Origin of the sequence: Acetobacter sp. P1H12_c (assembly GCF_018811975.1) — a bacterium.
Classification (GTDB): domain Bacteria; phylum Pseudomonadota; class Alphaproteobacteria; order Acetobacterales; family Acetobacteraceae; genus Acetobacter; species Acetobacter persici.
The window spans coordinates 1-24,040 of the sequence record NZ_JACRVR010000013.1 but is presented as its reverse complement, the minus strand read 5'-3'; the positions used below and the strand labels follow the sequence as shown (position 1 = coordinate 24,040).

Below are 24,040 nucleotides of genomic sequence, written 5' to 3'. Positions count from 1 at the left end.
TTTTTAAACGGTGCCGATTGTGGCGAGGCTTGTAAGGGTGTGGCTGTCCCCTCCCCCCAACCCTTGAAGCGCCTGCGCGATGGCGTGCGGATTTCCGGACGGGACGGTGATGGTGACCGGGCCGATATGGGTCGTGGTTATGGGGCGGGTCGCATTTATGCCGGATAGGGTGGAGCGGGACGCGGCCGCGTTGAGCAGAGGCGAACCCGGCAGATAAGGTTGCGTTGCGTGCACGCGGCCTGCGTAATCCTGCAAACTGGCGAGGGCGCGGGAGAGTGTGCGGGTTTCTGTTCTGAGCGCGTCCGTCGGAACGGTGTGCCGCTGCGTCCGCGCGGTGGGCATTTTTTCGGGCAGGAGGCCGAAGGGGAGGCTCTGACCGAATACCGGTCTGGAGAGATTGTGTGGCTTATCCGATCTGGGAAGCTGCTTTTGTGATCTGCCATATTTTGAGGAGAACGCTCTTGTAGCAAGAGGCGTTCTTTCTCCTGTCTGCTCTGCGGGCTGATGGAGGGAGGCGTGTGATCCGCCGCTTTTCCGTGCCGTGTGACGCATGACCTGCGTCATGAAACGGGCCAACGCGGAGGACGCTGTACGGTCTGATTGCTGCTGGTATGATCGGGACGCAGCTGACTGTACATTTGCAGATTTTTTTGGGTCAGCGGACAGGGTGGAAAAAGCTTTTTTCTCCGCGTGCTGCGAAAGAGAGAGCGGATGCGTGCGAAGGACCGCCATACCGGAGCGGGCGACCGGACGTTCGGCGACCGGGAGAGACAGAGTGCGGGGCAGACTGCCGGAGCGTGGGGTGCCTTGCTCAGAGTGTATGCGGACTGGTCTTTCCTGCAAGATGCGGTCTGCGGGAAAAGCTTTTCCAGTTTTTGAGAACCCGGCTTCTGGCTGATGCTGCGGAAAATTGTGAGAGAATCTGCGCTTTTGATCAGAACTCTGACTGGCCCCCGGCAAGACAGAATGACCGATGTCGGCGGAGCGGGGCTGGCGGGCCGCAGACAATGAAACAGGCTGGGAAGATAAGGCCGGGTTCTGCTGTGAGACGGCCGCAGCAGAGGGGATGCTGAAAGGGGCGGTCTGTTGAATGCTGTGCGGGGCAGTATGGAAAGTCGTGGACAGGAGGCCGGGTGGACTGGCACGCGGTATGACCGGGAGAGCGCGGAACGGTGACCTGAGAAACGGGGCCGCGGGGGGTGTCTGGTTTTGCCGCGAGGCGCGCGATCCGGAGGAGACAGGGGCGGCAGAGCCGGACGTGGCGGAAGACGCCGGGAGCGGGCTGGCACTGGAAGGGCGCGGGGCCGTGCGTCGGGCAGGGGTTTGACTGGATACCGTGTTCAGGTCAGCCAGAAGGCGGTTCAGGCCACGGCCACCACTCAGAACGGCCAGAAGGCTGACGGCTTCCCCCCGCATACGGGCCAGTGCTGTGGCGGCCTGTGTGCTGGCCTGCCTTGTGCTGGTACCCATCTGCTCCGCACTCTGGCGGAGTTTGTCCAGAAGCTGTGTGGTCTGACGGGCCTCGGAGTGCAGGGAGGAGGTATCCAGCCCCAGCCGGACGACCAGTTCATCAATCAGCATTTCCGACATGCGCGGCGTTCCAGTTTCTGACGGACAGAATTTCCAGAAGATAGTAAAGATCTTCACTGTCATAAAGGGTTTTCAGCTCATGCAGGGTGGCGAGGCCTGCTGTGATGACCGCCGCCACTGCGGGCGAAACTGTTACGCAGCGGACGGGCGGGGTTTCTCCTGCGCGGTGTCTCCCAGCAAGGCCGCCACGACGGGGAAGAGCTGGTGTGCGGCGGCCAGCAAAAAACCCACATGCAGGCGAAAGGCTTCTGCCCGGACAAGGCCGAGGGTTTCCGGTTCTTCAAAATCTGTGGCGATGACGGCGCGGGTTGTCTCCGGGTGAGCGGGGTCTGGCCGCAGGGCGATGCACTGCATGAGGCGGTCCAGTGCGCGGTCCAGATCCGCTTCTTCCATAAAACCGAAAATTTCAATCCCCAGACTGGCCAGACCTGCAACCCCGGCCTCCGCCAGATCCGCCCCGACCCGCGCGCCACCCCGAATGGCGGCCTGAAGGATATGGCGTGCCCATTTATCGGCTGAAAAGGCATCCATGCGCGTCAGGACAAAGCGTTTGCCTTCATCCGCTCCGGTTTTACTGTGCGTATACTCAACTGTTTTCATGAAAAATTTCCTGAAGATTTTACATAAAACGGAAGGGAAAGTGGGGCATCCCGTATGCGGAGTCGGCATGACGGGCCATGAAATCTGCTTTTTTGAAATAGATTCTGCAGGACTGCTCAGATGGCGGCAGGCAGGACGCGTTCCCATGTGATTTCAAAATGGCGGGCTTCCAGCACCCGGCCTGCTGTGGGCACGCCGACGATGGAACGCAGCAGACCACGCACCAGGGTATATTTACGCCCGATGGCGGGGATCTGGATTTCAGCGCCCATGCGATACAGGCCCCGCCGGGCATCCTGTGCCATGACAATGGCTTCAAAAATCAAAGCGCTTTCACTACTCGCGGCCAGAGCGATGGTCTGGGTGACGGGATTGGGAATCCAGCCTGCGTTGAGATAGCCGTCGATACTCATTGCGGTTTCAGCAAGTTCGCGCGCTTCAGTTTCAAACGCGCGGTCGGCAGCATAATTTTCCAGCGTGATGGGCGTGTTGTACAGCCCCGGCACGGTGATGGTGTAAACGGAATTTGCGGCTGTAATGTCATAATCAGACATGCAGGCGGGCCTCCTTGCAGGGGGTTTTATGGTGCAGGTTGAGCAGAAGTGTGTCGGGGCGTTTTGTGACCCCGTTGCAGTGCGTCTGCCGGACTTTGACCGGGATTTTGGCCTGAGCGTGACTGCGCAGCCCTCTATCTGTTTTTGACTTCGGTCTTTTTATTATTGGTTTTTCAGCCGGTTTTTGACTGCGGGCTTTTCACTGAAGTCTTTTTGGTCTGGGTTTTACTGGGCTTCTACAGAGGCCAGAGCGATAGACTGCACGGACTGACCGTCCATGTAGAAAAACCGGCCCTGCACGGTGCCGCGTGCTGCGCGGACAGCGGCGGATGTGGTCGAGGCACCCGGCAGAAGATACCAGCCACGGGTGGAAAGGACGGTATCAATACTCCGCCCGGCATCCGCATTGACGGCCTGCTTCTGCGCATCGGACAAAGTGACATTGGGCTGAATGGCCCCGAAGGACAGGGCGGTATCAATCGTGCTCTGTACAGCGGTGGCGATCAGCGAATCTCCGACGGCGTTATAGGGGATCTGCCCGGCGCTGGAGAACAGGGTGATGAGATCATTCTGGAAGCTGGCATTCATCCAGATCTGGTTGATATAGCTATCTGCCCAGCTAAATGGGCCGGAGACAGACCCGTTATTCAGAAAACTGAATGTGGAATCTGTGCTTTTGTAAGAGCCATAAAAGCTGTAGCCATTCCCGAGCAGAGCCTGCGCCTGTGAGGCTGTAAGGCTGGTGAGGGGCGGGACCGCGCTGTTGTTGCGGAACATCAGCGTTGTGCGCCCCCCGGCCCGGTTGGGGTTGAGGCTTGCGGCCCAGCCGAGGCACAGGGCGGCGGCCAGTGTGCCGCTGTTATTCTGCACATTGCACAGGCAGGTCAGGCCGGGCGTGTTGGCAGCCGTAACGGTCGCCCCGAAGCTGGTGGTGGCATTGGCGCTGAGGATGGATGCATCACTGTCCTGCACCACGCCCCAGTAGCGGTTGGGGTGTGCAGCCAGCCATGTGGCGATCTGGGTTTTGGCGGCGGGTTCCGGCTCGGACGCGAACAGGAAGGGGGACCAGTCGGTGGCCTGATCGGCCGCGGTGGAGAGATAGGTGCCGTATTCCTCCGCAACGGGCGTGGCGGGAAGCTGGAAAAAATAGAGTTTTTCCGGCGTATCCTGCGCGTTTGTGTAAGCCGAGAAATAGATGCTGGCGATACTGGCTTCCACAGAGGTTGCGCCACAGACAGCAGAGACCTCCTCCGCTGAAGCGAATGAGGAAACGCCAGATGACAACGCCGTATTCTGAGAAAACACCATGCCGTTGAGCAGGCTGACAGTGCCACCCGGAGAGAGAACGCCCGGTGTAACGGTAACGAGGGAGCTGATGGGAAGCGTCATGCGGAAGGAGAACCCTGTGAACTGGTGACATCTGCCAGCACGAGCCGGGCCGCAGACGCCATGGATTGTGGAAGTGAGAGGGCGAAGCTGGCCTGAAGGTGCAGGTCGATCTGCCAGTGCTCTTCATATTGCTGCTCTCCGTTGACAAACGGGAGCTGGCGGGCGGACCCGGCATAGAGGGGCGCGATGCGCGGGATGTCTGCCGGGCTGGCGAGCAGTCTTGCAGATGAGGCGGATGCAGCCGGTGCAGGTGCGCTTTGCTGAAACGCCGTGAAAAATTCTGCAGCCCAGCCATTCTGGAACAGGGTGCTGATGCGGTGCAAGTTGTCAGCAGCACCCTGCCCGAACAGGCTGACCTGCACGGTAACCTCCTGCTGTTGCAGGATGATGCGGCTGGTGGCCGTGTAGCGCGTGGCACTGGTGGCGACGGGCTGATGGAGCAGCACGGCCATAAGAGCAAACGGCCCGTTGGGGGCGGGCATGCGGTTTTGTCGGGCGAGCAGCACGGGCACATCCGGCGGGAGAACAGCCAGCAGAAAAGCCCGCAGGGCGGTAGTCAGCGCTGCTGTTACGGGAGGCAGGCTGACGGACGCTGACGGGTAACCAGAAGTTTCGACCATTGGCCGCCTCCCCATGTTTCGGGCTGGCCTGTGACCAGCCATTCCGAGCCTTCAAACACTAAAATATCGCCACCGAACTGGTGGGCGCGGTCGATGCCCTTGAGTTCCGCTGGCAGATAGACCACGCGGGTATCTGTGCTCTGGTTCAACCCGGCAACCTGTGTGAGATCAGCGCTGGAGGCCGCCTGCACCATGATACGGAGCAGGAGGTCCTGATAGCGCGGGGTGACTGTGCCATCGGGCTGAGTGCTGTGCCCCTCCTGCGCACGGAGGGTTGCGATGATGGGGGGCGTCATGCTGCTGATCTGCGCTGCGGCGAGGCGAAACAGGTTTTTCATGCGTCCACCTGAAAGCTGACGCTATTCTGCAAGGTCCCTGTTTCCACCAGAGGGTTATCAAACCCTTTATGCCGGATTGTGGACGGGGCGTTGGGTGGGGTGTGGGTTTGCCGGATGGTATCCGTGATATCCGCCTGCATACTGTGCCCCAGTGCGGTGAGAGCCTGTGAGGTAGAGGCGCGTGCTGTGAGGGTTTTCAAAAGAGTGTTGAAATTCTGGAGGCTCTCGGAAGAAGACTGCGTGGCGCCTGCCCCGCCAGAGGGAGTGCCTGCGCGGGTGCGAAGGCTGGCTCTGAGGGCATCTGCTAACTGACGGAGCCATGCGTTGCGGCAGCGCGCGATGGCCTGGCGCAGAAACGGGCGCGGTGGAATGACGATAGGATGCCCGCCCCTGCCCTGCACGACCGCGCCAAACTCCTGCACAGCAGCGATAGAGCCAACAGGCGTGCCGTCTGCTTCCGTAGCTGTTTTGAAAAACCCGGCTTTGACAGAGGGGGTCTGGGTGGAGGATGTGCCGGGTGGTGTCGGACTTGGCGCGGAGGCGGGTTCGGGCTGATGTGTTGCGGTCGTTTTGGCAGGAGAGAGGGAAGCGGGCGTGGGGCTGGCTGACATGCGCGTGGGCGTAGACGCGGGCGCGAGTATGGGTATGGGCATGAAAGCAGGGCTTTTTCTGACGGCGATTTTAGGGAAACGGGTGTAAATCCGTCTGACCGAAATCGGCTGAGACGCTGTGGGGTACGGCAATATGAGGCGCGTCTGCTATGGCCATGACAGCGGGGTTTGCGGGGAACCCGGCACGTAGCGGGCGGTGCGCAGGAACGCCGTGGCCGCCCAGTAGGCGGCACCATAAGGCGTTTGCGTCCACCAGGACTGAGAGGCCGTGACTGGCCCCATGTCCGCCTCGACCGCGACGCTGCCCATACGGGCGGACGTAATGCGGCCAACCAGTGTGGGCTGCTCCTGCCCGGCCGGAGCCGCCGCCCCAAACCCGAGTTGCGCCAGATGGGCCGTAATCAGACCTAGCAGGATGGCGCGGCGGGAGAGGTTGCTGACGGGTGAGGTTTCGTCATTCGCCAAAAACAGGCTGGCCTGATCAAAACAGGCCTGTGCGCCCTCTGCCCCGACGGTGGCGAAGAGCGCGGGATAGCGGGTTTGCCAGACCTGCGCATCAAACAGCACGGAGGGCATTGGGACTTTCCTTTACGGAACTGGCTGGGAATAGGGATAGAGCCGCCCCCTGCCCTGTCAGGCCGGGGTGATGCCGGGGGCGGGTGTGGCGGGGTTGAGCGGTTCCGTGCCCGTGCGCAGGGCGGCCTGTTCCCGCGCCTGCCCCGTAGCTTTTTCCAGCGTTGTCTGCGCGAAGATCAGGCCGTTTTTCAGCAGCGGGAACTCCGCATAGGCGCGGGACCACGCGGCCCAGAACTCTGCGGGGATCGGGGTCAGGCCGTAGCCGCCGATCACGGCGGAAGCGCGGGTGCCCGCCAGCTCATGCCGGGCTTCGCCCAGTGACAGCACGAGGCCGTTGGGCAGTTTGCAGCCGATGGTGACGGTGGAGGGTGTGGCCATGCCGGGATGTTTCCTTACACTGAGGGTATGAGAAAAGAAGAAGGATACGGAAACGTTTTTTACAGGCCCGCCATGGTGGCGATACCTGCGGGGACGTAGATGATGGCGCCCCATGTGCCCTGAGAGAGTTTCTGCTTCCATGCGGAAGCGTCCGTCACCACGGCATGGGTACGGAGTTTTTCCGTAAAGGCGGTTTCTGCCGTTTTCTGTGCGCCGACATGCTCGGCCATGATCTGCATGGTCTGAGTGGTGCTGCCCGCGGCATCCCCATACTCGACCGCCTGCACAAAACGCATGTTGGGATAGGTATCTTTCAGGAGGGAGGCCGCAGACAGGCCGAAACTGTTACGGCGGGTCAGCAGGCCCATGCGCGTGGGGGACAGGCCGAGAACCATCGGGGTTTCCGTATCCACCAGCCCGGCGGTCTGGCTGCGGAGCTGGTTGATAAGGGCAATGACATCATCCTGCCGTTCTTCCGGCGTGGCGGCGGCCCAGCCGGTGCCGCCTGCGGCCTTGATGGCGGGTGTGATGGCGGCAGGCAGGCGCGGGTCATTCAGATACCCATACAGGCGCAGGCCGTTGATTCCGAAAAAATAAGTCTGGTTCTGGAACTTGTTCAGCTTGAGAGCCGCGGCTTCCCTCAGGCTGGCGGCCCACTGGAGGCGGGCCTGACCGGCCAGAGCCAGTTCCATTTCCCCCCACGAGACGAACACCTGATAATGGTAGGACTGGCGGTCCGGGTAGGTGGGGTTCAGGCTGACCTGACCGTTGCCGTTCCAGTCACCATAGCTGGAGACCTCGCCGGTTGTCTCGATCATCGGGAAAATGGCGGTGCGGGTTACCCAGTCCCCCTTGCGGACCTCACCCAGCAGTTCCGCCGCGCGCATGGGGGCGAAGGCGACCTTGATAAGGGCCGGATCGACCCATGCGCTCATGAAGGCCGGGATGCCGCCGCTGGCGGTGGTGGACAGCGCGGGCTGGGCGTCCTGCGCCAGAGCATCCGACGCGAGCAGGCTGTTGGCGATCATGCCGCGTGCTTCCGGCATGATGAAGCCGAGGCGATTGAGTTCCGCCAGATGTGTTGTGAAATCGCTCATACAGCGTGGCTCCAGCTTGAGATTTTGACAAGGTCACCCGCAGCACCAGCCGAGGCGACGTAAAAACGGGTCTGCACGGCACCGGAGACGGTGGTTCCGGCAGCGGGCCCAGAAATCCCCCGCCGTGAACAGACTGACCGGAAAACCCTGTGGGATGGTCAGGCTACTTTCATCAAACAGGCTGCTGATCTGGCCCGAAAGGTCCCGATGCACGAAGCCGTCCGGCGCGGTGGTGGTGCCGCTGGCGGGCGCGTTGGCCACGCTGCGGCCATCTGTCTGCACCCAGCCGAACGCGCCGATGGTGCATCCTCCGGCTGCGGCGACCAGAGCGCCCTCCCCTGCCGGAAAGGTGGCTGTGGGGTTGAGGGATGCGAAATCTCCCGGCAGGCCGGGGGCGGGCTGGGTGTTGATCTGTGTCTGAAAAGCCATGAATTATGCTTTCACCGTAATGCGGCCGAGGCCGAACGTGTCACGAAAAGAGACGGTTTTTTCAGCATCCATCCCGAGCGGGGCTGCTTTTTCCTTCAGGCGGGCAACCTGCTGGAACAGGGGCCTGTAAGCCTCTTCCGGTAGGCCGGTGAGGTCCATGCCCTGTTCACGCAGGGCAAAGCCGTAGACAGCGGTGGCGCTGTCCATCGTGACATCCCCCACAAACGGGCGCACGGCGGCGCGGGCGGTATGGAGGGCTTCCATCCGGCGAATAACATCCGCTTCCGCCTGCTGGACGGCCTGTGTGAGGGCGGCGTCCATTGTGGTGGGGACTGGAGCGGGTGCGGTGGTCGGGGAGCCGGAAGGCTGCGACGTTGGCGGCGTGGCAGGCATTACCGGGGGCTGTGTGCCGGGGCTGGCGGAGAGGACCGCCGGAGGATGGCTGGAGGAACAGTTTGCAACAGACAAGGGGTTTTCCGTTTTTGTTGGACTCGACTGTGTCTGTTCTGACGGCTGGAGTGTGGGGTGTGTCATGGAAGCATGATCCCTGTGGAGTGCGGGAGCGGAATCACCAATGATGGCGGTTTTCACGCGTGGTTGCGTGACGAGAGCGAGGTGATTGAACGTGATATCTGTCATGGTCAGGCTGTAGGGCATGCCACCATGCACGCCGCCCTGTGGGATGGCGCGGTAGCGGTAGCCTGCTGAAACAGCCCGTTGCTGCCCGCTTTCTATGGCGGCAATGGCGGACTGGTCCCACACTGTCAGGCTGCCGATCAGGTTTGGGTTTTCAAACCGGACATCGCTCCCGACGGCACCTACTGTGATTTCTTTGGGGTGGTCCTGCGCGGAGACGGGCTGGTGCTGCATGAGGATGGGTTTGCCCGCCATGCTGGCAGCGGCGCGGGCGAGAGCGTCTGGGTCCCGATAGACCTGATACAGCGTATCCGGCTCCAGCCCCAGAGCCTCCGCGCCGGGAATTTCCGACCCGTAATAGGGGCAGACCGTGGCAGCGGAGAGGATGCAGCGGGCAATGTGGAGGTGTCCATCGACATCGGTGCGGCGCACGGAACGGTCCAGTGCGAGCACGACGGCATCTCGCCCTTTGCCGCAGGGGGTATCCGGCGAGCAACGAGCACCGGAACTGCGGAGAATGGTGGGGGCTGAAGCGGGATCTGCGGCGTGATTGGGCATAAGAGAGGGTGCGGATGCTGATGTTGAAGCGCGGTGGGCGAACGGGCCGTGTGTCTGGCTGGGAGGGTGCCCGGAACTGGCGGGAAGCGAAGGCTGAGCGGGCGGGTCAGGCGGCGTCATGCTTTGTCCTGTCTCGGGATTTTTGGAAAAGGTTGCCTGCCCCGGAGCGTGGGCGGCTTTGGGGGGTGTGACCCGGACCGTGCCGGGAGGCGTGTTCAGGCCGCCGGGGGTGCGCCTGCAAGATTGACGGCAGCGTACTGGCCGCTGGTGTCATGCGCGGTGCGGGAGCGGGCTTCCGTGGGGGTGATGATGCCGGAGCGGATGTTCTGGGCGTCGATATCCGCGCGGGTTTTCTGGAGCGTGGCGCGGGAGAGTTCATCCATCTGCCAGAGGGAAACGAAGGTGAAATCGATCTCCGCGTCGATCGCGCCCCACAGGTTGAGCATGACCATGTGCAGGATGGTGGTCAGGTTTTTGCGGTAGAGTGTTTCCTGAAAGGCGTGCACGCGGTCATAGAAAACGCGGATTTCTCCGTCCGCTGAGGCGTTCAGGCCGCTGGGGGTGATACCGGTGAATTTGACCAGCGGCTCCTGCGCCACTGCGCACATCTGCTCCTGTGCCTGCGCTTGCAGACGGTCCAGCCCCGCGAGGGGGGCTGCCAGAAGCTCCAGTTTTTCCCTGTCTTTATCCAGCACGAATGTGCCGCGATTGGAGCGGAAGCGATTGAAGGCTTCCACACGGCTGAGGAGACCCTCCGGGTCCTGCGCGTAGGCGGACATATCTGTGGAGAGTGCCACGATGGAGAACGCATTGAGCAGGTCTGACACGGACTGGCGGGTGCGCAGCCAGTTGTCCACCGCCGGGCGGGCCATTTGTGAGAGCGACAACCCGCCGAAATTATAAGCGGGTTTCAGCAGGTCCGGCACCGGGCGCGAGATGAACTGCAACAGCCGTGTGCTGTGCAGCAGGCCGCCCTGCACCCACCAGCGGGAGGGCTGGTAGAACTCGGCACTGAGAGGGTTTGTCGTGTCATACTGGTCCGGCGTGGTCCAGACGGGTTCGATCGGCACGAGGGCGCGGAGGGAGCCTTTGCGGAAGGTTTCCGGCCGGAGCAGTAACGGGGCTTCCAGCCCGCCGCCGGTGCGGGGCTGGCCGGTATCCACATAGAGCAGGCCCATGCCGTAATAGCCATCATACTCCGCCATGCGGCGCAGCACGTCCCGCACGTTCAGGCGGATGAATTCCTGCTCCAGATCGGCCAGACGCTGCTTTTTGTCCGCTGTGCCACGGGCGCGGAAGGTGATCCATTCCCGCGTGGCCTCTGCCGCGATGACCTCCACCATATGCCGGTATTCGGCCCGCTGGGACATTTCCGCCAGACGGGGGTAACCGGGGAAGGCCACACCCTCCGCCACTGCCTGCCTCAGCCAGCCGAGCAGGCCGGGACTGGTGGAGGCGGTGCTGTCCATCGCCAGATGGGTGCGGCCATCACCGCGCACGCCTCTGGGCGGCTGGTAGGGCCGGAAGATGTCTGCCTGTGGCGGAAGGCTTTGCGCACGCAGGGTTTCCGCCATGTCACGCGGGCCGATGCCGTGAGGAGCGTTCTGGCTGGCGGAAAGCGGGCTGCGCGGTGTGCTGGCTGAGGCGAGCGGAAAGCTGAAGCGCGGTTCCTGTCGGGCAGCAGCAGGTGCTGGAGGCGGCACATAGGGCAGGACTGGGTATGAAGTGGGTGAAAAACCTGATGGGCGAGTTGCAGGGGAGATCAGGCTGGCTACGGAATCTGAGGAGGACCGCGCCGGGGATAGGGCATGTTCGAGAGACCGGGCGCGGGCCGGGAGCCAGCGGGACAGGAAGGGCGGGCGGGGCATGGGGGAGGTCTCCGGAGCAGAGGGAGGCTGGAGCGTGTGCGGGGTGGTGCGCTCACAAAAACGTAGGCGACGGAACCCGAAGCCTGTAAGCGGGTTACGGTTTGCGGATTGTCAGAATTGAAGGAACAGCCGGTATGACAACAGGTTTGACAAAAGCACTGGCAGCGGGACTGCTGCTGGGCGTTATGGCATCCCCTCTGGCCCGTGCGGCGGAGACCGCCACCGGGACGCTGGTGGGCACGGACGGTGCGAATGTGGGCACTGTGACGGTGACAAATGCACCGGGCGGCGTGCTGCTACGGGTGAACGCGCGTAACCTCACGCCGGGCTGGCATGGGATGCATTTCCATGAAAAAGCGAGCTGTGAAGCCCCGAAATTTACCAGTGCTGGCGCGCATGTGCATACCACCAAGCCGGTGGTGCATGGTCTGCTGCATGAAAACGCAAATGATAACGGGGATTTACCGAACCTGTATGTCGGGCCGGATGGTCAGGCGACGGTGGAACTCTATTCCACGCTGGTTTCTCTCAAACCCGGCACCACGCGGGCAGCCTTGCTGGAGAATGGCGGCGCAGCACTGGTGATCCATGTGCACCCTGATGATTACACGACGCAGCCGATTGGCGGGTCTGGCGACCGGGTGGCCTGTGCGGTGCTGAAAGCGGATTCCTGAACGCGGACTGACACGCAGGAAAAGGAAGGCGCGGCAAAGAGAGATACGGGACGCCGGTAAGCGCCCCGTGCTTTCTCGCCCTGCCCTGCGGACACAAAAGCTCTGTGTCTGACGGGGGGTGAAGAAAGAACCTGAGGGATCAGGCTTTGTCTTCAGCGCCTTCCTCAGTGTCTTCTTCAGGGTCTTCATCATCTTCATAGACCAGTTCAACCGTGATGGTTGCGCTGTCACCTTCCTGAAGAGCTTTGGCGTCTGCGTTGGCTTCGTCCTCGCTTTCGTAGAACTTGCCTTCGTTGGGGTCTTCCTGCCACTCGTTGCGCGGGTCCCAGAACGTCACGTCGCCGTCCTCGTCTTCACGCTGCACGAGGTAGCCGACGATCACTTCGTTTTCGTCGCTGATGATATCATCGCTCATGGTCTTCATCCTTTAACTGACCCTTCACCTATGCAGCATGGGCAGAAAAAAGGAAGAGCCTCAAGTGACGATTCTGCGTCAGCCCTGCGTTTGGGGTGCGGTTGCCCTGCTGAAAAAATAGCGTCCCGCCGGGCGCTGTGCCAATGTGGTGGCCAGAGGCAGCGGTTTGAGATGCGGCTGTAATGGCTCAGGGTGTGCGCCGGTATGCGGGGTGACTTGTCTGGTTTGCCAGTGTGGTGTGTGTCTGCTGGGTTTGCTTATGTGATGTGCCCGTGTGGTTCGCCCGTGCGTTTTGTCTGCCGGGTTTGCGGCAGGATCTGCCTGCGGGGATTAGCCTGTGAGGTCTGCTGTGAACCGGTGTGTGCGCCTGAGCGTTTGTCCTTTTTGTCCTGCAACGACATGCGGAGTAGTATGATGACTCGTCTTGTGACACCGATGCGCCGCCTTGCGCGGCTGGCGCTTATTGCCCCGATGCTGGCCGGGTCTGCCGTGCTGGGTGCGGATGCCCTGACACCTGCTGCGCACGCGGCGCTGGCCAATGGTGTGACGGCCCCGGATTTTACACTGGACGGCGCACTGGGCGGGAAGCCCATTAAATTCTCACTGAAGGAAGAGCTGAAGAAGGGGCCGGTGGTGCTCTATTTCTTCCCCGCCGCGTTTACCAGTGGCTGCACGCTGGAGGCACATGCTTTTGCGGAGGCGATCCCGACCTTTCAGAAGCTGGGCGCGACCGTTGTGGGCGTGACGGCGGGTAACAGTGAGCGCGTGGCGGAATTTTCCAAGGAAGAGTGCCGCAGCGCCTTCCCGGTGCTGGCGGACCCCGGTGCGAAAGTGGCCGGTTTATATGACAGCCAAAAAACGCAGGGGGACTTTGTGCTCTCCACCCGCACATCCTTTGTGATCACGCCAGAGGGCCGGATTGTGCTGAGCTATACCTCCGGCGACCCGGAAACGCATGTGCAGAAAACGCTGGAAGCCGTGCAGGTCTGGCGGGTGGCGCAGCCTGCGCAGAAAAAAGATTGAACGCCGGGTAAAATCCGCTATCAGGACGGAAACTTTCTGAGAGTGCGGAACCACGATGTCCACACGCGGCGCAACACTGACCGGCCTTCTTGCCGTGGTGCTCTGGAGTGCCGTGGTGGGCATGATACGCACCATTACGGAAAATCCGGGCCCGACCACCGGCCCGGCTATTCTGTATACTCTTGCCTCCGGCCTCCTGTGGCTGACGCTGGGGGTGCCGCGGCTGCGGCGTTTTCCGCCATCTTATCTGATCTGGGGTACGCTGCTGGCGACGGGGTGTGAACTGTGCCTGATCTGCTCCATCGGGGCGGCGCACACGGAACGGCAGGCCATTGAAGTCGGGATGGTCAATTACCTGTGGCCCACTTTTACGGTTGTGGCGTCTATTCTGTTTAACGGAAAGAAGGCGACCATCCTTATTGTTCCGGGCGTTTTGCTCTCACTGGCCGGGATTTTCCGCCTTCTGGCCGGGGAGAGCGGGACAAGCCTTTCCGCATTTGCGCAGAATATCCTCAATAATCCGCTCAGCTATGGTTTGTCCCTGACCGGGGCGGTGTTGTGGGCGCTGTATTCCTCCCTGACGACGCGCGCGGCCAGAGGGCAGAACGCGGTGACGGTCTTTTTCCCGCTGATGGCGTGCCTGCTGTGGGGGCATGTGCTGCTGACCGGCGGGGCGGAACTCCAGTCTGTCCACCTGACGCTCCATACGATGCTGACGCTGCTGCTGGGGGCAGCCGCACTCGGGTTTGGCTATGCGGCGTGGAATGTGGGCATTTTATACGGCAACATTACTGTTCTGGCGGCGGCCTCCAACCTGATCCCGGTTTTTTCTGCCCTTCTGGCGGCCAGCATGCTGCACACGGTTCTGCCTCTGGCCTTCTGGGAAGGGAGTCTGATTGTCTGTGCGGGGTCTGCCCTGTGCTGGCTGGCCACGCGCCGCCAGCCGGTGGCCCCCGCGCAGGCTGAACTGCGCCCCTTGTCCTGCACCGGGGTGGAGGAGTAAGTCTGGCGGGCTGATTTCATCCTGATTGCGGCAGGGGCGGTATACGGCCTGACGGGTCTGCAATCACACTTCTGGACTGGGTGCTGCCGTGACTGAGACCGATTTGCCGATTTGCGTTGCTGCGCTGTATCGCTTTACGCCGTTTGAACACTTTGCCGATCTGCGCGGCCCGTTACAGGCAGTCTGTGATGCAAACGGTGTGCAGGGGACGCTGCTGCTGGCGCGTGAAGGCCTTAACGGCACCATTGCTGGTACGGATGCCGGCATTGCGGCGGTGCTGGAGCATATTCGGGCCCTGCCCGGCTGTGCGGAAATCGAGGTCAAGTTCTCCCGCGCGCCCAGTATGCCGTTTTTGCGCATGAAGGTGCGGCTGAAGAAAGAGATTGTGACGATGGGCGTGCCGGGGCTCGACCCGCGTTCTGACGTGGGGCACTACGTGGCCGCTGAAGACTGGAACGCCCTGCTGGAAGACCCGGACACCATCCTGATTGATACGCGCAATGATTATGAAGTGGCCGCAGGCACCTTCAGAGGCGCGATTGACCCCAAAACCAAGACGTTTCGCGAGTTTCCGGACTGGTTCCGCGCGCATCGGGCGGACCTGCTGGCGGACGGGCGCACGCCGCGCATTGCCATGTTCTGCACCGGGGGTATCCGCTGTGAAAAAGCGACGGCCTTTGTAAAAGCTGAAGGGCTGGACGAGGTCTATCACCTTCAGGGCGGCATTCTGAAATATCTGGAAAATATTCCTCAGGAGCAGAGCCTGTGGGAAGGCGAGTGTTTTGTGTTTGACCAGCGCGTGACAGTGAAGCACGGGCTGGAGCCGGGGTCACTCGACCAGTGCCACGCCTGTCGGATGCCGCTGACCGCTGAGGAAATGACCTCCCCCCACTATGAGCATGGGGTAAGCTGCCCGCATTGCTACAACGAACGCGATGAAAAGCAGCGCGCCCGTTATGCCGAGCGGGAGCGGCAGGCCCAGCTTGCTGCCGAACGGGGGGAAGCGCATCTGGGCGCGCATATGGATGAAATTCGTGAGCGCAAACGGCGGGAGCGGGAAGAGGAAATTAAGCGGCAGAATGAGAAGAGGCGGGCGGCGCATTAAGACATTCAAATTCTGGAAAGGAAGTCCGGGGCGAAGCGTGGGAGGAGTGTGGTGTCGGTGAGGGCTGTGAAGGCGCCGGCGGCGGCGTCGACCTGATCGTCATGTCCGCCGCCGGGGAAGGCGGCGAGTTCTTCCAGAAAATGTGGGGTCCACGGGGCGCGGACAGCGAGGACGTTGCCTGCGTTGACCTGCGCTGCGAAGGGCGCGGCGCGGGTGGCTTTATCCCCGGTTTCCCGCACGGTTTTAACCTGATAGCCCGCGAGGCGGCCTGTGAGGTAACGGGCCTGCGCGACACCGGCCTGACCGGGGTCCTGCGGCAGGATGATGCGGGTTGCGGGACCATCCTGCGCTGCGGTGGCGAGGAGGGTTGCCTCCACCTGAGCGGGGTCTCCGCGCAGGCGGGTGACATCCAGCACGCAGAACCGGCCATCGGACAGGCGGGAGAGTTTGACGCCGACTGTCCAGTCCGCATCGCGCCCGGTGCCCTGGCGGGTGGCGGCGAGGTCCCACCTTCGCACGGTTTGGCCGCCTGCCGGGGCGGCCTGTTGCACGCTGATCATGCTCGTCTGGAACAGCGTGCCTTCCGCCGGGACGGGGGATTGCTGATAGAGCGCGCCCCATTCCCGCGCGCCGATGGCAAGGCGGATGCGGGCGAGTTCCGGCTCCGGGAAGGCTTGTGGCCAGAGGGCTGCGCCGGGCGGGCGGTGGAGTGGATCGGCCTCTTCCGCCAGTGCAGGCAGGCTGAGGATCTCCCACTGTTCCCCCGTGCCGCTGTGCATTTCATCAAGCAGGCGGCCCGCAAGATCATCCGGGGACCAGCGCGTCATGACTAAGACGATCGCCCCTCCGGGCATGAGGCGGGTGCGCAGGACGGCGCGGTACCAGTCCCACACGGCGGCGCGGCGGGCCGGGCTTTCGGCCTCCTGACGGTCCTTGACGGGATCATCCACGATCGCGAGATCGGCCCCCTTGCCTGTCAGCCCGCCGCCGAGACCCATGCTGGCATAGAGACCGCCCTGCCCTGTGTGCCATGCGTCCTTCGCGCTGCTGTCTGCTGCCAGCGTGACGGTGGGAAACAGGGAACTGAAGCGGCGAGAGGCGACAAGGTTACGGACATCCCGCCCGAAATCCTGCGCCAGAGAGGCCCCATAGGACGCGCAGACAACCTGTTTTTTGGGGTTTCGCCCGAGATACCATGCGGGAAAACGCTTGCTGGTTAACTCGGATTTTCCATGTCGGGGTGGCATGAACACCATAAGGCGGGTGATGCTGCCGCGTTCGACCGCGTTCAGTTTTTCACACAGCAGATGGTGATGCGCGCCGGGTTTGTAGTCCGGCATGGTGTAGCGCGTGAAATCCAGAAGGCCATCCCGTGCGGCGGCACGCCGGGCGAGTTCAGTCCGGGCTGCCTGCTGCGCCTGTTTGCGCAAGTGTGCTGAGTTCATCATCCGAAAACTCCTCAACGCCACGGCGGACAACCGCATTCATGGACAGGCCTGCCAGTTTGGGATGCAGGTAGGGGGCGGCTACTTTGGCGGCGTCAAACTGGCGGTCTGTAATGGTTTCATCCCCCAGCATGACGCGGGTGAAAATATCCAGCGGGGTGATGGGCGTGGATTTTCTGGGGCGTCGTTTTGGTGAAGCTGGTTTTTCTGACATGATCTTTCAGAAAAAATGCAGGGCACGCGGGGAGCGGGGCTCCGGGCGCAACGGAGGCAGGGAGAGTGCACCCCGGCAGGACGGGGCATTTTTGGGAAGACGTGGTGCGAAGCGGTCTTCCCGCTGACGGTGGCGGAGTTCCGTGGTCAGCGCCAGAACAAGCCGTTCTGTAAAGCACGCGCCGAGCTGGCCGCGATAGGTCAGCCCGTAGGTGGACGCCCGCAGGACGGGACGGCAGCGGATGCGCGTGCCATCCGGGCAACCGGCTTGCAGGGCCTCCGCCCAGGGGAGCGGGAGGTCTGCCCGGTGATGGTTTTCGGTTTGCGCGAGGATGGGGCAGAAAACCAGCGCGGCCTCCTGTCTGGCAACCAGAACCCACCATGTGGCGGCCGAACAGAACACAGCCCCTGTCCGCAGGCACGCAGACGGGAATGAGCGCGCCATGAAAACTCCTGAGATTTTGAGAAATTTTTCATCGCGCCTTGAGCCGCGCCGGGGAGAAACCCCGCTGGCGAGACTGTTGCGATGATGCCCAAGGAGTAAGAGTGACCACGCGCGCCGACAAGGGTTTTTTGACGGGTTACAAAAACGGAAAAGAGCGCAGATTGGGGGCTATGAAAAGGGCTTTAGAGGAGAGAAAGCGTTTCTGGTTCCGGTAAAACCTGCTGGAAAGCATCTCTGATAAGCTGGCGCATCCAGAGAGTATCGGCCGTGCGTTGCCAGAGAAGGGAGACGGTGTAGGACGGCAGGGGGATGGGGGCCGCGCAGACGGTCAGGCCGGAGATGGCGGCGAGGCTCCGGGCGGCATGCACCGGGAGTGTGGAGACAGCGCGGGTGCCTGTGAGAAAAGGCGGCAGGGATGAAAAATGCGTCAGGGCTGACTGAACCCGCCGGGTGCGGCGGAGTTTTTTCAAAACATGGTCCACAATCCCGTCCCGCCCTGAGAACGACACCAGAATATGCGGGAGTGCGAGATAGTCCTCCAGAGTGAGGGGAATTGGGACGTGACAGGCCCGCTGGTCCAGCAGGCAGGCGTAAGCGGACTGGCCGATCTCCTGCTGCTGAAGGGTGGATGGCTGCGCGGGCTGGGCGATAACGGCAAAATCGATTTCTCCGGCTTCAAACAAGGCTTCAACACGATGCCGGTTGGCCTGCCTGAATGTGACGGTAATGCCGGGGGCCTCCTGCGCCAGGCGCCGTGCAATCAGGGGGCCTGCGGCAATCTGGAAATCATCTGACATACCAAGAGAAAAATGCTGGCGGCTGGTTGCAGGGTCAAACGCTGTCCGGGCGGAAAATGCGGAATGGATCAGCATTGCGCCGCTCTGCATCGGCTCGGCCATGGCAAGGGCGCGCTGGGTGGGCTGCATGCCCTCCCGCGTGCGGACAAACAGAGGGTCTCCCGCAGCCTCACGCAGGCGCGCCAGCGCGGCGCTGACGGCTGACTGGCTGAGCGACAGACGCCGGGCGGCTTTTGACACGCTGCGCTCTTCCCACAACGCAAGAAAGACGGTGGCCAGATTGAAATCGAGGCGGGACATATCGACCGTGGTGATTTTGATTATCCAAACAATCAATTTGCCTGATATGGGGAGAAAGTCCACTCTTCTGCTCTCCCCCACTGTTACGATCATCATGAGAGATCCGGACATGAGCCAGCGTCGTGTTGCTGTTATACAGGCAGGAACCACCCTTTTTGACACGCCCCGCACACTGGACCGCATGGAGGCCCTGTGCGAGGCCGCGGCGGCGCAGGGGGTTGAGCTTGCTGTTTTTCCGGAAGCCTATATTGGCGGGTATCCGAAGGGGCTGAGCTTTGGAGCGGTTCTGGGAAGCCGTTTTCCGGAAGGGCGTGAGGATTACCTGCGATACTGGAAATCGGCCATTACCGTGCCCGGCCCTGAGACGGCGCGGATTGGCGGCTTTGCCGCGAAGATGAAGGCGCATCTGGTAGTGGGCGTGATTGAGCGTGAGGGCGCCACGCTTTACTGCACGGCCCTGTTTTTTGGGCCGGACGGCGCTCTTCTGGGCAAGCACCGCAAGCTGATGCCAACCGGGACGGAACGGCTGGTCTGGGGACAGGGCGATGGCTCCACCCTGCCGGTTTTTGAAACCGATATCGGGCGGATAGGTGCTGCGATCTGCTGGGAAAACTATATGCCTGCGCTGCGCCAGAGCCTGTATGCGCAGGGCATTAGCCTCTGGTGCGCGCCAACGGTGGATGAACGCGCTATCTGGCAGGTGTCCATGCGGCATATTGCGTATGAAGGCCGGACTTTTGTGCTGAGCGCCTGCCAGTATATGACGCGGGCGGACGCCCCGGAGCAGTATCACTGTCATCAGGGCAATAACCCGGATACTGTGCTGATCCGGGGTGGCAGCGTGATTGTAAATCCGTTTGGGGAGATTATTGCTGGCCCGGTTTATGACCGGGAAGCCATTCTGACGGCGGATATTGATCTGGATGATGTGATCCGGGCGAAATATGATCTGGATGTTGCGGGCCATTATGCCCGGCCGGATGTGTTCAGTTTACGGGTGAATGATGCGGCTCAGCGGCCTGTTGCCTTCTCCGGGCCGGACTGTGCGCCGCAGGGGCGTGACGAAGAGGGGGGATAACGTTTTTTTCTTCCTTGAAAAAAGAGGGTCTGAATGAACTCCCTCCCCGGCTGTGTGTTTTAACGGGATGCAGGACGATTTTTCTTGCGTCCCGATATTTTGTGACCTGAAATTCCTTTTATGCGGCTCCGGTGCAGGTCTGTAACCGTGTGCCTGACAACAGGGATAACCACACAATGACACGTACGAGCCGCTATCTTCTCGGGTTGGGGGTTGTTCTGGCCGTGATTGGCGCAGGGACCTACAAATTTGTTCTGAGGCCGGAGACGGCCCAGCTCTCTGTTTCCGCGGGCACAGGGCCGCACCCCAAGCTGCCGCCGCCGAACAAAACTCTGATGCCGACCGTTAATATTGCCCGCCCGATTGGCTGGAAGGCGGGAGAAACGCCCCATGCCTCTGAAGGGCTGACCGTGAAGGCCTTTGCCAGCGGGCTGAACCACCCGCGCTGGCTTTATACCTTGCCGAACGGCGATGTTCTGGTGGCCGAAACCAACTCCCCCGGGACAGACAAAGAAAATTTGAAAAACCGGATTGCCCGCACCATTCAGGGGCTTGTGGGAGCGGATGTGCCCAGCCCGAACCGGATTCTGCTGCTGCGGGATGCAGATGGTGACGGAGTAGCGGAGGAGCAGAGCGTCTTTCTGGACCATCTCCATTCCCCCTTTGGCATGGCGCTGGTGGGCGACACGTTTTATGTTGCAAATGCTGATTCTGTCTGGCGTTTTCCGTATCAGGCCGGTGAGAAATCCATCACCTCCGCCGGGGAAAAAGTGGTGGATCTGCCATCCGGCTATAACCATCACTGGACGAAAAACATTCTGGCCAGCCCGGATGGGCAAACCCTGTATGTGAGCATTGGCTCCAACAGCAATGTGGCCGAAAACGGCTTGCAGGCGGAAGAAGGCCGTGCCCGCATTGACAAACTTGATGTAAAAACCGGCAGTTTAACGCCCTTTGCGACCGGGTTGCGTAACCCGAACGGCATGGCGTGGGAACCGCAGTCTGGTGCTTTGTGGGCGGTTGTGAATGAGCGGGATGAAATTGGCAGTGATCTGGTGCCGGATTACCTGACATCCGTTAAAGACGGGGCTTTTTATGGCTGGCCCTATAGCTACTATGGCGGGCATGTGGATCAGCGCGTCAGCCCGCAGAACCCGGAACTGGTAGCTTCTGCCATTGCGCCCGATTATGCGCTTGGTCCGCATACTGCGAGCCTTGGCCTGATCTTTACGCAGGAGAGCACATTGCCCGCCGTCTGGCGGAATGGCGCGCTGATTGCGCAGCATGGCTCATGGAACCGCCGCCCCAAGAGCGGATATAAGGTGATTTTTGTGCCGTTCCTGAATGGTCACCCCTCGGGCGCGCCGATTGATGTGCTGACGGGTTTTCTGACGCCGGATGAAGACCAGACGCACGGTCGGCCTGTGGGCATGGCGCTGGACAAGACAGGCGCTGTGCTGGTGGCGGATGATGTGGGCAATGTGATCTGGCGGCTTTCTGGCAAGCAGCCTGACGGCGGGGCCCCTCCGGCGGGTGGCAGCACACCGGCTCAGGGTGAGTAAGGATGGGCAGGCGCTTAACCGGCATGGTGTTGGGGGCCGCACTGGTGGCGGTACCTGTTTCCGGCTTTGCACAGCATATGAATGCGCCGGATGCTCCGTGCCGGTCCGTTGGGCCTAACAGCGTTTTTACACACTGCCTTTCTGACGCAGCACGGCAGGCGGATGCGCGGCTTGCACAGGCGGAGAAGCGTATTCGGGACACTCTTCCTGCTGCTTCTCTGGACGATTTTCAGCACGCGGAACAGGACTGGGAACGCTATAAAAACGGGCTCTGTGATGCTGAATATCACCTCTATGATGGTGGGTCAGGCGGCCCGGCAGCGCATTTTGGCTGTCTGGAGGCCCTGACACGGCACCATCAGAGTGAACTGGAGACGGTGTATGGTCGGTTTATGGAACGGGAAAAATAGGCCGTGACGGGTTTTGGCTTCGTGCTGCGTGGCGTTTTTCTGTTCCTCATGGTCTGCATGATGGGGCCGGGCTCTTCTTATGCAGAGGGGAATCCTCCGGCCACGCAGGATCTGGGAATGAGTGGCACGGTCGGGGAAGAACCGATTGCGATGATTATCACTCTTGAAAACTGGACGCATCCGACAAAGGCGCATTATTCCTCTGCCTCCGCGCAAAAAATTATTCCTCTGACTGTGCAGGTTACAGGTAATCATGTTGTTTTATCCGGGCAGGATAAGGAGGTTTTCACGCTCCATTTTGTATCCGGCAGCCGGGAGAAGGCAGATCCTCTCAGCTTTTACACTGCGTCCGGGATGCAGGGGATATGGTCTGACGGGGCAAAGACGCTGCCGGTTTCCCTACGGTTTGTTTTAAGCAGAGACCATTTAACAGACTGCATTTTTTATCCGCATCACCTACCAGACGATAAGCCTGTTCCTGCTGAGAAACGGTGTGAGCAGGATGCGGATATGGCGGCTCTGCACCAGTGCATCCATAGTCCTTATACGTCTGATGATGCTGTAGAAAGCTGTATCAATGCAGCGCTTAAGACCTGCCACCCTGACCAGCGCACGACAAATCTCTGCGTTTCCGATATCACTGTTTATCTTGACCGCACGATCAGGCCGCGTCTGGCGTCGCGCACGCCGCATGGCCTTACGGAGCAATCCTATCCGCTCTGGCTGAAGCAGGTGACGCAAAGCTGCCTGGACACATCGGGTTTCAGCCCTGAGGGAACGGGGTTTGCCGCGGATATCGGCTTTTGCGTCGCTGAAGAAAAGCTGCGGCTGTTACAGAACGCGCTCCAGCCGATGCCACAGAGGATCCGTTCAGAACGGCCACGGCACTAAAGAGGCCGTGACCTGAGAGCTGACGCAGAAAAGAGGGTCAGGCGGCAATCGCGTCATACAGCCTGACACCGGAGAGGCGGGAGAGGGTCTGGCGGTAGGCTTCGACGGCGGGCGGGTAGACGATACCGCGAATGAGCGAGAGGCTGTGCAGGTGAGCAAACAGATGGATATCATCTGTGGAGAGGGTGCCGTTGACTGCCTCCGGGCTGCGGATAAAGGGGGCCAGCATTTCCAGCATTTTATTCAGGGTGCCGATTTCTGCCGTGCTATCTTTCAGGATTTCAAAAAACGGGCCGGTTGAGGCTTCTTTTTTGGTCACGAAATAGGCGCGGGCCGCGGTTGTGGCGAATTCCGGCAGCGGCGCGCAGGCGGCACGCGGCAGGAACAGACGATAGACCGCGCTGCTGGTCGCGCTGATCCATTCTGTGATGGTCGGGTTGGGCGTGCCGGTGAGGATGGGGGTGCCCTGCTGATCAATATGGGTGACGATATCCATACTTTCCGGCATGAACCGGCCCTCTTCTTCCAGAATGGGCAGGGATTTGCGGCCGACCATGCCGATTGGCCCGGCTTCATCATCATTCAGCAGGATGATGCGCTCGAAGGGAAGGTTTTTCAGGCCGAAAATCATCTCTGCTTTCACGCAGAACGGGCAGTGATCATAGATATAGAGTTTTCGGGTCATGCTGCGCGGCTCCTTGCTGATGCGGGACTGGTCTCCCCTGCCCTGTTCTGAAATACCCCTGCGCGTCAAGCCTCTTCTGTGGCGTCTGTGCTCTGCGCGGGGCTGTGTTTTGTGGTGCGGGCGGCTTTGGCGGCCTTACGGGCGGCCTCCTCCCGCGCGGCGAGCTGTTCCAGCAACAGGGCGCACTGGGCGGCAATTTTCCGCTGGGAGGACCCGGCTGAAATGGTGGGGAACAGGGCCTCGCCCATGGCACGAAACGAGAGTTCATCCACCAGCAGCATCCGCAGGCGCTGGTGCGCGCACAGGCCCAGCGCCTCCCGCACGTCCGTCACGCGGGCCATCGCGCGGGCGCGGACCAGTTGCCATGACACAGCATCATGCCGGGTGAGTGTGCCGGGGCGGTGCTGGTCTGAAAACTCCACATAATCGCAGTAGCCAAAAACATAATCCCGATACCAGCGTTCCGCGGCATCGGCGGCAGGTTGCGTAATGTCCCCGGCCTGAAGCAGCGCCTGCACGGTGCGCAGAACACGGGTGGGGGCTGTGCCGACAAATTCCGAGCGGGTGCTGCGTTCGGGCGTGGGGCCGTTTTCAGGGGTGAGGTTTGGGACGGGAGAGCGTGTGGCGCGGCGATTTTTGGGGCTGTGTTTTGCCATGGGGCGTCCTTTGGTGGTGGGTAGTGGGTGGTGGGATGCGGCGAGGTCTGGAATGGGCAGGCGGGGTGGAGTGTGGCGGGGTCTGGTGTGGGGG

The 24,040-nt window shown here is 61.4% G+C and carries 28 protein-coding genes and 1 pseudogene; 8 read left to right on the top strand and 21 right to left on the bottom strand.

Going from position 1 to position 24,040, the window contains the following annotated elements; translation table 11 throughout:
• Window positions 1–3: 3 nt before the first annotated feature.
• The 14 genes from KP699_RS08735 to KP699_RS08670 form a co-directional block, all read right to left on the bottom strand.
• Entirely contained in the window at window positions 4–1,590 is a 1,587-nt protein-coding gene (locus tag KP699_RS08735) for a hypothetical protein (protein WP_215762324.1), read from the bottom strand.
• A complete protein-coding gene (locus tag KP699_RS08730; protein ID WP_215762323.1) occupies window positions 1,571–1,708 on the bottom strand; it encodes a hypothetical protein in 138 nt (45 codons plus the stop codon). The genes KP699_RS08735 and KP699_RS08730 overlap by 20 nt, the downstream gene beginning before the upstream one ends.
• A 14-nt stretch (window positions 1,709–1,722) precedes the next feature.
• Window positions 1,723–2,190, bottom strand: coding sequence for a hypothetical protein (locus KP699_RS08725; protein ID WP_212363467.1), 468 nt, complete (start codon window positions 2,188–2,190; stop codon window positions 1,723–1,725).
• 116 nt (window positions 2,191–2,306) lie between these two features.
• Window positions 2,307–2,744 (bottom strand): phage tail fiber protein, encoded by a 438-nt coding sequence (locus tag KP699_RS08720; protein WP_077931110.1) that lies wholly within the window; start codon window positions 2,742–2,744, stop codon window positions 2,307–2,309.
• Between the two features lie 225 nt (window positions 2,745–2,969).
• The gene (locus KP699_RS08715) at window positions 2,970–4,133 is read right to left on the bottom strand and encodes a DUF3383 family protein (protein ID WP_215762322.1); all 1,164 of its coding nucleotides are present in this window, start codon (window positions 4,131–4,133) and stop codon (window positions 2,970–2,972) included.
• Window positions 4,130–4,753, bottom strand: coding sequence for an LIC_12616 family protein (locus tag KP699_RS08710; RefSeq protein ID WP_215762321.1), 624 nt, complete (start codon window positions 4,751–4,753; stop codon window positions 4,130–4,132). Before KP699_RS08710 ends, KP699_RS08715 begins: the two co-directional genes overlap by 4 nt.
• Window positions 4,702–5,091 carry a hypothetical protein gene (locus tag KP699_RS08705; protein WP_212363459.1) on the bottom strand — a complete coding sequence of 130 codons (390 nt, stop codon included), beginning with the start codon at window positions 5,089–5,091 and terminating at the stop codon, window positions 4,702–4,704. The genes KP699_RS08710 and KP699_RS08705 overlap by 52 nt, the downstream gene beginning before the upstream one ends.
• Window positions 5,088–5,744, bottom strand: coding sequence for a hypothetical protein (locus KP699_RS08700; RefSeq protein WP_215762320.1), 657 nt, complete (start codon window positions 5,742–5,744; stop codon window positions 5,088–5,090). The genes KP699_RS08705 and KP699_RS08700 overlap by 4 nt, the downstream gene beginning before the upstream one ends.
• 105 nt (window positions 5,745–5,849) lie before the next feature.
• Window positions 5,850–6,278, bottom strand: a complete 429-nt coding sequence (locus KP699_RS08695) for a DUF4054 domain-containing protein (RefSeq protein ID WP_215762319.1) — start codon at window positions 6,276–6,278, stop codon at window positions 5,850–5,852.
• Between the two features lie 57 nt (window positions 6,279–6,335).
• Window positions 6,336–6,656 carry a hypothetical protein gene (locus tag KP699_RS08690; protein WP_212376954.1) on the bottom strand — a complete coding sequence of 107 codons (321 nt, stop codon included), beginning with the start codon at window positions 6,654–6,656 and terminating at the stop codon, window positions 6,336–6,338.
• 59 nt (window positions 6,657–6,715) lie between these two features.
• A complete protein-coding gene (locus tag KP699_RS08685) occupies window positions 6,716–7,753 on the bottom strand; it encodes a major capsid family protein (RefSeq protein WP_215762318.1) in 1,038 nt (345 codons plus the stop codon).
• A 33-nt stretch (window positions 7,754–7,786) separates the two neighbouring features.
• Window positions 7,787–8,182, bottom strand: a complete 396-nt coding sequence (locus tag KP699_RS08680) for a hypothetical protein (protein WP_252346895.1) — start codon at window positions 8,180–8,182, stop codon at window positions 7,787–7,789.
• 3 nt (window positions 8,183–8,185) lie between these two features.
• Window positions 8,186–9,376: a DUF2213 domain-containing protein gene (locus KP699_RS16410; protein ID WP_374196911.1), complete on the bottom strand. Its 1,191-nt coding sequence runs from the start codon at window positions 9,374–9,376 to the stop codon at window positions 8,186–8,188.
• Between the two features lie 215 nt (window positions 9,377–9,591).
• Window positions 9,592–11,244, bottom strand: coding sequence for a DUF1073 domain-containing protein (locus tag KP699_RS08670; RefSeq protein ID WP_252346893.1), 1,653 nt, complete (start codon window positions 11,242–11,244; stop codon window positions 9,592–9,594).
• 134 nt (window positions 11,245–11,378) lie between these two features.
• Between KP699_RS08670 and sodC the strand changes: the two genes are divergently transcribed.
• Complete coding sequence (gene sodC / locus KP699_RS08665) at window positions 11,379–11,918, top strand: superoxide dismutase[Cu-Zn] (protein ID WP_215762317.1); 540 nt, start codon at window positions 11,379–11,381, stop codon at window positions 11,916–11,918.
• 139 nt (window positions 11,919–12,057) lie between these two features.
• On the opposite strand, the gene KP699_RS08660 is transcribed toward sodC, so the two are convergent.
• A complete protein-coding gene (locus tag KP699_RS08660) occupies window positions 12,058–12,333 on the bottom strand; it encodes a hypothetical protein (protein WP_025826830.1) in 276 nt (91 codons plus the stop codon).
• Window positions 12,334–12,744: 411 nt separating this feature from the next.
• Here KP699_RS08660 and KP699_RS08655 point away from each other — a divergent pair, with 411 nt between their 5' ends.
• The 3 genes from KP699_RS08655 (at window position 12,745) to KP699_RS08645 (ending at window position 15,464) form a co-directional block, all read left to right on the top strand.
• Window positions 12,745–13,356, top strand: coding sequence for a peroxiredoxin (locus KP699_RS08655; RefSeq protein WP_237388985.1), 612 nt, complete (start codon window positions 12,745–12,747; stop codon window positions 13,354–13,356).
• Between the two features lie 55 nt (window positions 13,357–13,411).
• On the top strand, window positions 13,412–14,359 hold the full coding sequence (yddG, locus tag KP699_RS08650; protein ID WP_077931099.1) for an aromatic amino acid DMT transporter YddG: 948 nt from the start codon (window positions 13,412–13,414) through the stop codon (window positions 14,357–14,359).
• An 88-nt stretch (window positions 14,360–14,447) separates the two neighbouring features.
• Window positions 14,448–15,464 (top strand): rhodanese-related sulfurtransferase, encoded by a 1,017-nt coding sequence (locus KP699_RS08645; protein ID WP_215762316.1) that lies wholly within the window; start codon window positions 14,448–14,450, stop codon window positions 15,462–15,464.
• 5 nt (window positions 15,465–15,469) lie between these two features.
• On the opposite strand, the gene terL is transcribed toward KP699_RS08645, so the two are convergent.
• From terL to KP699_RS08625, 4 genes are all read right to left on the bottom strand, one after another.
• Complete coding sequence (gene terL, locus KP699_RS08640) at window positions 15,470–16,912, bottom strand: phage terminase large subunit (protein ID WP_374196909.1); 1,443 nt, start codon at window positions 16,910–16,912, stop codon at window positions 15,470–15,472.
• Window positions 16,860–17,123 carry a hypothetical protein gene (locus KP699_RS08635; RefSeq protein WP_252346892.1) on the bottom strand — a complete coding sequence of 88 codons (264 nt, stop codon included), beginning with the start codon at window positions 17,121–17,123 and terminating at the stop codon, window positions 16,860–16,862. The genes terL and KP699_RS08635 overlap by 53 nt, the downstream gene beginning before the upstream one ends.
• Before the next feature lie 6 nt (window positions 17,124–17,129).
• The gene (locus tag KP699_RS08630) at window positions 17,130–17,567 is read right to left on the bottom strand and encodes a hypothetical protein (RefSeq protein ID WP_215762315.1); all 438 of its coding nucleotides are present in this window, start codon (window positions 17,565–17,567) and stop codon (window positions 17,130–17,132) included.
• A gap of 182 nt (window positions 17,568–17,749) precedes the next feature.
• The gene (locus tag KP699_RS08625) at window positions 17,750–18,700 is read right to left on the bottom strand and encodes a LysR family transcriptional regulator (protein ID WP_252346891.1); all 951 of its coding nucleotides are present in this window, start codon (window positions 18,698–18,700) and stop codon (window positions 17,750–17,752) included.
• Between the two features lie 73 nt (window positions 18,701–18,773).
• Here KP699_RS08625 and KP699_RS08620 point away from each other — a divergent pair, with 73 nt between their 5' ends.
• The 4 genes from KP699_RS08620 to KP699_RS08605 all read left to right on the top strand — a co-directional run bounded on the left by KP699_RS08620 (window position 18,774) and on the right by KP699_RS08605 (window position 22,605).
• On the top strand, window positions 18,774–19,742 hold the full coding sequence (locus KP699_RS08620) for a carbon-nitrogen hydrolase family protein (protein WP_215762314.1): 969 nt from the start codon (window positions 18,774–18,776) through the stop codon (window positions 19,740–19,742).
• Between the two features lie 176 nt (window positions 19,743–19,918).
• Complete coding sequence (locus tag KP699_RS08615; protein WP_215762313.1) at window positions 19,919–21,304, top strand: sorbosone dehydrogenase family protein; 1,386 nt, start codon at window positions 19,919–19,921, stop codon at window positions 21,302–21,304.
• A gap of 2 nt (window positions 21,305–21,306) precedes the next feature.
• The gene (locus KP699_RS08610) at window positions 21,307–21,714 is read left to right on the top strand and encodes a lysozyme inhibitor LprI family protein (protein WP_215762312.1); all 408 of its coding nucleotides are present in this window, start codon (window positions 21,307–21,309) and stop codon (window positions 21,712–21,714) included.
• Window positions 21,715–21,717: 3 nt separating this feature from the next.
• Window positions 21,718–22,605 carry a hypothetical protein gene (locus tag KP699_RS08605; RefSeq protein ID WP_215762311.1) on the top strand — a complete coding sequence of 296 codons (888 nt, stop codon included), beginning with the start codon at window positions 21,718–21,720 and terminating at the stop codon, window positions 22,603–22,605.
• A gap of 37 nt (window positions 22,606–22,642) precedes the next feature.
• Here the strand turns inward: KP699_RS08605 and grxB are convergent, their stop codons facing one another.
• Both grxB and KP699_RS08595 read right to left on the bottom strand, forming a co-directional pair.
• Complete coding sequence (gene grxB, locus KP699_RS08600; protein WP_086655903.1) at window positions 22,643–23,290, bottom strand: glutaredoxin 2; 648 nt, start codon at window positions 23,288–23,290, stop codon at window positions 22,643–22,645.
• A gap of 65 nt (window positions 23,291–23,355) precedes the next feature.
• Window positions 23,356–23,814 (bottom strand): annotated as a pseudogene (locus tag KP699_RS08595) (hypothetical protein); the annotation flags it as partial.
• Window positions 23,815–24,040: the final 226 nt, after the last annotated feature.